This is a genomic window from Pseudonocardia xinjiangensis, assembly GCF_012911925.1.
GTDB lineage: Bacteria > Actinomycetota > Actinomycetes > Mycobacteriales > Pseudonocardiaceae > Pseudonocardia > Pseudonocardia xinjiangensis.
This window is the reverse complement of the sequence record NZ_JAAXKY010000094.1, coordinates 23583-29764: the sequence shown is the minus strand read 5'-3', so window position 1 is coordinate 29764 and position 6182 is coordinate 23583. Positions and strand designations below refer to the sequence as shown.

Sequence of the window (6182 nt, the reverse complement as noted above, 5' to 3'; positions counted from 1 at the left end):
CTCCCGACGTTCACCCGCGCCACCCTCCCGCGCTGGTTCCGGAAACGCCCCGCCGGAGTTCAGGAAAGCCACTTTCAGGCCCTTACAGGGCAGCAAAGTGGCTTTCCTGAACCGGGGAGCCGGGGCCCGCTCACGTTTCTCGCCGACTCGTTCACCAGCTTCACCGAGCCCGCGGTCGGGATCGCGGCCATCGAACTGCTCGAGCGGGCCGGCTGGGAAGTGCGGCTCGAGGACTCCGGCTGCTGTGGGCGCGCGGCGTTCTCGAAGGGCCTGCTCGACCAGGCCAAGCGCCAGGCGTCCGGGCTGCTCGACGCCCTCGGTGGCACGTCCGGGCCGATCGTGGGCGTGGAGCCGTCCTGCCTGCTGACCCTGCGCGACGAGCACCGCGCGCTGCTCGGCGACGACGCCCGCGTCACCGACGTGGCCGGGCGCGCCCGGCTCGTCGACGAGCTGCTCGTGGAGGCGATCGACAGCGGGGCGCTGACGCTGCGGGAGGACGCCTGGCCCGCGGGCCGGCGCATCCTCTTCCACGGGCACTGCCACCAGAAGGCCGAGGTGGGCACGGCCGCCACGATGGCGCTGCTGCGGCGGATCCCCGGGGCCGAGGTCGTCGAGCTGGACGCCGGGTGCTGCGGGATGGCGGGCTCGTTCGGCTTCGAGGCCGAGCACTACGACGTGTCGATGCAGGTCGGAGCCGACCGCCTGTTCCCGGCCGTGCACGCCGAGCCGGCCGACACGGTGGTGGCCGCCACCGGGGTGTCCTGCCGCCAGCAGATCGCGCACGGCACCACCCGCCGCGCCCAGCACCCGGTGGAACTGATCCGGGCGGCCCTGGCGGACTGAGCCGCCGCTCCCCAGTTGCAGCAAAGCCACGTTCATGCCATCTGGTTGCGTGAACGTGGCTTTGCTGCAACTCGGGGGGCCGGCGAGCGGCGTGTCAGCGCCCCAGCTTGCGTGCCGTCGTCGTCACCCATCCCGAGCGCTTCCGTGACGGCCCGGGCAGCGGGACCTTCCGCCGCCACCTGCGCCCTTCCTTCCGGAGGCCCCGGGAGAGGTCACGGGGCCGTGGGAGGAGCAGCCGGATCCCGACGCGGTAGAGGCGCAGCGCAACCCGCCCCACCAGCAGGCCGACGGGCAGGAGAAGGACCGTGAGGCACAGGACGAGCGCGACGATCAGCAGGACCGTCGCGACGAGCCAGATCAGAACACCCGCCACCGCCCGGAGCATCCTCATCGCCACCGCCATGGGCCAGGAGCCGCTGCGCCGGTGCAGCGACCCGTTCGACGGGATAGCCGCTGGTCGCGCCCGGTAACCCCCGGCGGCCCCCAGCACCCCCGTTGCAGCAAAGCCACTTTCATGCCATCTGGTTGCGTCAAAGTGGCTTTGCTGCAACCCGCAGGGGTCCCCGGGGCCCCCTCGGACCGGACCGGACTGCTGGCATGATCGTCATGTCGTGGCCGTGGGTTCGCCCCGTGCCGGCAACCGGGATGGGAGCTACTGGGGCGTGCTCGGAAAGATCGTTCGGATCTTGGTGGCGCTCCTCGCTGCGCTGCTGCTCGTCATCGGCGCAGGCGGCTGCACCGCCATCGCATCGCTCCCCGAGTCTGACCCGGGGTCGGGCGCCTCGGGGTCCGGGGAGGCGCACAGCAAGCTCGACGCGCTGGTCGAGCGGGCGCCCGCGTCGATGCGTGGCTACTCCCGCGACCGGTTCCCGCACTGGTCGACGCAGGGCAAGGGCGGCTGCGACACGCGCGACCTGGTGCTGCAGCGTGACGGCACGGACGTCGTCGTGAAGCCGCCGTGCAAGATCGTCAGCGGGGTCTGGCACTCGCCCTACGACGGCGCGACCTGGACGGACCCGGCCGACGTCGACATCGACCACGTCGTGCCGCTCGCGGAGGCGTGGCGCTCCGGAGCCGCGGACTGGGACGACGACCGCCGCGAGGCGTTCGCGAACGACCTGGACGGCCCGGGGCTGCTCACCGTCACCGACAACGTCAACCAGGCCAAGGGTGACCAGCCGCCGAACCTGTGGAAGCCCAAGCTCACCGAGTACTGGTGCACTTACGCGACACTCTGGATCGACACCAAGTCGAAATGGGATCTTTCGGTAACGTCTGCCGAACGCTCCACGCTCCTCGACATGTTGAACAGGTGCTGACGATGCCCACCGAGCACAGCTCCCTCATCACGGCGCCGCCGGGCGGTGTCTGGACCGATGACGTCGGCGTGATCACCGGCGCCCTGGAGCTGCGCACCGGCTGCAGCGACGACGGCGAGGTCCGGGTCACCGTCCGCTACGAGGAGGCCGACGAGTGGTACGCCGTGCGCGGGGGGACGGGCCGCCTGCACGACCCCGCCGACGCCGAGGTCCTGCACTCCGTGCTCGTCGCGGTGCTGCACCGGCCGGAGAGCTGATCGCGTCGCTCACGGACCATTGACACGCCCCCGTCGCTGCTCGCAAGGTGAGCGATGACAAGGGGGTACGGGTGGACTCTGAGCTGACGCCCGCAGTTGCCGCGGCGGAGGAGGAGTCCCGCCCCGACCAGCTGCGGCGGGTGGCCCTCGCCAGCGCGGTGGGCACCACGATCGAGTGGTACGACTACTTCATCTACTCCACGGCCGCGGCGCTGATCTTCGGCTCGCAGTTCTTCTCGACGCTGACGCCCGCCTCGGCCACGCTGGCCTCGTTCGCCACGCTCGGTGTCGGGTTCCTCGCCCGCCCGGTCGGCGGGATCCTCTGGGGCCACTTCGGCGACCGGATCGGCCGCAAGGCCATGCTCATCTCGTCGCTGCTGCTCATGGGGGTCGCGACGGTCGGGGTCGGGCTGCTGCCGACGTACTCCCACATCGGTGTCGTCGCTCCGATCCTGCTGGTCGTGCTGCGCCTGCTGCAGGGCCTCAGCGCGGGCGGTGAGTGGGGCGGCGCGGCGCTCATGGCCGTGGAGCACGCACCGGCCGGGCAGCGTGGCCGGTACGGGGCCTACTCGCAGATCGGGGTGCCGGCCGGGCTGATCCTCGCCCAGCTGGTGTTCGTCGTCATCGGCGCCGCCATCAGCGACGAGCAGTTCGCGAGCTGGGGCTGGCGCCTGCCGTTCCTGTTCAGCATCGTGCTCGTCGGCGTCGGGCTGTTCATCCGCCTGCGGATCGAGGAGAGCCCGGTGTTCCGGGCGCTGAAGACCGAGCAGGTGCGCGCCCGTCTCCCCATGATCGACGTCCTGCGCGAGCGGCCGCGCGAGCTGGTGGTGGCCTCGGTCAGCTTCATCGCCAACACCGCCATCGGCTACGTGTTCCTGGCCTACCTGCTCTCCTACGGCACGTCCGTGCTCAAGGTGAGCCGCACGACGATGCTGGTGGTGGTCATCATCGGCAGCGTCTCGTGGCTGGTCAGCATCATGGTCTCCGCGAACTGGTCGGACCGGGTGGGCCGCAAGCCCGTCTACCTCGTCGGATCGGTGCTCCTCGTCGTGTGGCCCGTGCCGTTCTTCCTGCTGATCGACACCCGCTCCACGGCGCTGATGGTGCTCGCCGTCATCGTCCTGACGATCGGCCTCGGAGCGTCCTACGGACCCCAGTCGGCGCTGTTCGCCGAGATGTTCGAACCGCGCTTCCGCTACAGCGGCGCCTCGTTCTCCTACGCCGTCGGCGCGGTGCTCGGCGGCGGGTTCGCGCCGCTGGTCGCCACCGCGCTGCAGACCTCCACCGGCACGTCGCTGTCGGTGTCGGCCTACATGGTGCTGACGGCCCTGATCAGCCTCGCCGCGGTGATCGCGATCCGGGAGACGCGGCGGGTGCCCGCGTAGGCCGTGCTTTCGCGCCGCCCTGCCCGAGCACCGCGTGCACGCCCGCCACGAAGGAATCGAGCTCCTTGCGCTTCATCTCGAGGGACCGACGTCCGGAGTTCGTGAGCGTGTACCTGCGGGGCTCGGGGTACCGCTCGACGAGCCGGTTGCGTTCGAGGTGGTGCAGCGCCGCGTACACGCGCTGCGATGACGGGGCGAACTTTCCGCCCGACCGTTCACGCAGGTGCCGGATGACCGCCGCACCGTCACCCGGCTCCGCCCGGATCGCGGCGAGCAGCAGCAGGTCCAGGTGGGCCTGCACGTACGATCGCATCATCGCGCACCTCCCCGTCAGGGTCTGAGGTCCGGCATTCCCTTGGCTCGGCCCGTCTGAACATCCTGGGTGGATCGGCCCAGGTAGGCGGCGCCGGGCGCGGCGGGCACCGGGACCTCGTGGAACCCCATCCGGCCGTAGAAGGCCCGCGCGCGGGTGTTGGCGGCGGCCATGGCCAGGTGCACCGCCGCCACCCCCGCATCGGCCAGTGCGTCCAGGAACGTGGTCATCAGGGCGCGGCCGTGGCCCGCCCGCTGGTGGGTCGGCAGCAGGTCGATGTGCAGGTGGGCCGGGTAGGCCGCCACCTCGGGCACGAGCATCCGTTCCGGGTGGTGCAGCAGGCCGACCATCCAGGCGGTCGGCGTGCTCGGACGGCCGGTGGGCTGCGGGTAGCGCTCGGTCAGCGGGGGCAGCCACACCCGCCGGAACCACTCGACGAACGTGGGCGTGTCGGAGGTGCCCACGACGTAACCGACGGCCCGGCCGCCGTCGTCGACGACGAACGCCAGTGCGGGCTCGAACTCGACGTAGGGCAGCACGAAGATGTTCGGCAGCAGGTCGAGGTCGGGATACAGCCCGCGGGAGTCCTCGCCGGCGTCCCCCGTGCGGACGCAGATGTCGGCCAGCGCGGCGCGGTCGTCGGGCCGGTAGGGGCGCACGGTGGGCACGCGCCCACCCTAGGGCGGCGATCCGCCCGCTCACTCCACCCCGTCGTCTCCCGGCGCTCCCCTGGCCAGCGCGGCGAGGACGGCCAGCGCGGCACCCAGCGCCGGCACCGGTGGAGCCGCGAGCGCGAGCCGTACGGCGTTCGGGGCGTGGCCCGCTCCCACCGCGAAGGCCGCCGCAGGGGTGACGGCGATACCGCGGCGGGCGGCGGTGGCCACGAACGTCTCGGCCCGCCACGGCGCCGGGAGCTCCCACCAGCAGTGGTAGGACGCCGGGTCGGTGCGGACGGCGAACCCGCCGAGATGCTCGGCGACCAGGGCCTGGCGAGCCGCCGCGTCGGTGCGCTTGGCCCTCTCGATCTCCGCGACCACCCCACCGGCCATCCACCGCGTGGTCGCCTCCAGCGCGAACGCCTGGGCCATCCACCCACCCGAACGCAGCGCCGCGGCGACGCGCTCCCGCAGCGCGGCGGGCGGGACCACGAAGCCGAGCGTGAGACCCGGGGCGACGCGCTTCGACAGGCTGTCCACGAGGACGGTCCGCTCCGGCGCCACCGCCGCCAGCGGTGCCGGCCCGTCCCGGAGGAACGCGTAGATCGTGTCCTCCACCGCCGTCAGGTCGCGCTCGGCGAGCACGCCGGCGAGCGCCGCGCGGCGGGCGGGCGGCATCGTCGTGCCGAGCGGGTTGTGCAGCGTGGGCTGCAGGTAGACGGCGTCGAGTCGCCCCGCGCCGCGCAGGGCGTCGGGGAGCAGGCCGTCCGCGTCCATGGCGAGCGGGACCAGCTCCACCCCCAGCCGGCCCGCGATCGCCCGCACCACCGGATAGGTCAGCGCCTCGACGCCGAGCCTGCCGCCGACCGGCACCAGCGCGCTCACGGCCGCGGCGATCGCCTGCCTGCCGTTGCCGGCGAACAGCACCTGCTCGGGGGCCGGTGCCCACCCCTGCCGGGTCAGGACAGCGGTGGCGGCGGAGCGGGCCTCGGGGGTGCCGGTGGTCGTGGCGGCGGCGAGACCACCGGCGAGCGCGTCGGGCCGCAGCAGCCCCTCCAGCGCCGGCGCGAGCAGCGCGGCCTGCCCGGGGAGCACCGGGAAGTTCAGCTCCAGGTCGACGCGCGCCCCGGCGGGCTCGGTCAGGGCAGGCCCGGGGACGGGAGGGGCGGCGCGCACGAAGGTGCCCCGGCCGACCTCCCCCGTCACCAGCCCGCGGCGCAGCAGTTCGGAGTACACGCGGATCGCGGTGGACACGGCGATGCCCTTGTCGCGGGCGAACACGCGCTGGGTGGGCAGCCGGTCGCCGGCGCGGAGCCTGCCCAGCGCGATGTCGTCGGCGAGGGCGTCGGCCAGCCCGCGATAGTCATCCATCATTGCACCGAGATCATTGTCATCATTGCACCGAGATA

At 72.7% G+C, this 6182-nt stretch carries 8 protein-coding genes; 4 read left to right on the top strand and 4 right to left on the bottom strand.

Annotated features, from left to right (window positions below; all coding sequences use genetic code 11):
- Nucleotides 1–843: (Fe-S)-binding protein (locus tag HF577_RS24610; RefSeq protein ID WP_246267153.1), on the top strand; the 843-nt coding region annotated here is incomplete at its 5' end.
- A gap of 94 nt (nt 844–937) precedes the next feature.
- Here HF577_RS24610 and HF577_RS24605 read toward each other — a convergent pair.
- Nucleotides 938–1216, bottom strand: a complete 279-nt coding sequence (locus tag HF577_RS24605) for a hypothetical protein (protein ID WP_169398308.1) — start codon at nt 1214–1216, stop codon at nt 938–940.
- Nucleotides 1217–1454: 238 nt separating this feature from the next.
- Between HF577_RS24605 and HF577_RS24600 the strand changes: the two genes are divergently transcribed.
- From HF577_RS24600 to HF577_RS24590, 3 genes are all read left to right on the top strand, one after another.
- On the top strand, nt 1455–2162 hold the full coding sequence (locus HF577_RS24600) for an HNH endonuclease family protein (protein WP_312859355.1): 708 nt from the start codon (nt 1455–1457) through the stop codon (nt 2160–2162).
- Nucleotides 2163–2164: 2 nt separating this feature from the next.
- Nucleotides 2165–2419 carry a hypothetical protein gene (locus tag HF577_RS24595; RefSeq protein ID WP_169398307.1) on the top strand — a complete coding sequence of 85 codons (255 nt, stop codon included), beginning with the start codon at nt 2165–2167 and terminating at the stop codon, nt 2417–2419.
- A 71-nt stretch (nt 2420–2490) separates the two neighbouring features.
- Nucleotides 2491–3804 carry an MFS transporter gene (locus tag HF577_RS24590; RefSeq protein WP_312859354.1) on the top strand — a complete coding sequence of 438 codons (1314 nt, stop codon included), beginning with the start codon at nt 2491–2493 and terminating at the stop codon, nt 3802–3804.
- Here the strand turns inward: HF577_RS24590 and HF577_RS24585 are convergent.
- From HF577_RS24585 to HF577_RS24575, 3 genes are read right to left on the bottom strand one after another with little or no spacing between them, the layout of a single operon-like run.
- Nucleotides 3752–4120: a PadR family transcriptional regulator gene (locus HF577_RS24585; RefSeq protein WP_169398306.1), complete on the bottom strand. Its 369-nt coding sequence runs from the start codon at nt 4118–4120 to the stop codon at nt 3752–3754. The two genes, HF577_RS24590 and HF577_RS24585, sit on opposite strands and share 53 nt — an antisense overlap.
- Nucleotides 4121–4134: 14 nt before the next feature.
- A complete protein-coding gene (locus HF577_RS24580) occupies nt 4135–4785 on the bottom strand; it encodes a GNAT family N-acetyltransferase (RefSeq protein ID WP_169398305.1) in 651 nt (216 codons plus the stop codon).
- A 30-nt stretch (nt 4786–4815) separates the two neighbouring features.
- Nucleotides 4816–6144, bottom strand: a complete 1329-nt coding sequence (locus HF577_RS24575) for an aminotransferase-like domain-containing protein (protein WP_169398314.1) — start codon at nt 6142–6144, stop codon at nt 4816–4818.
- Between the last annotated feature and the right edge of the window lie 38 nt (nt 6145–6182).

Coding starts and splice junctions, on each gene's coding strand:
- HF577_RS24595 (WP_169398307.1), top strand. CDS start 2,165: ATGCCCACCGAGCACAGCTCCCTCATCACGGCGCCGCCGGGCGGTGTC.
- HF577_RS24585 (WP_169398306.1), bottom strand. CDS start 4,120: ATGATGCGATCGTACGTGCAGGCCCACCTGGACCTGCTGCTGCTCGCC.
- HF577_RS24575 (WP_169398314.1), bottom strand. CDS start 6,144: ATGGATGACTATCGCGGGCTGGCCGACGCCCTCGCCGACGACATCGCG.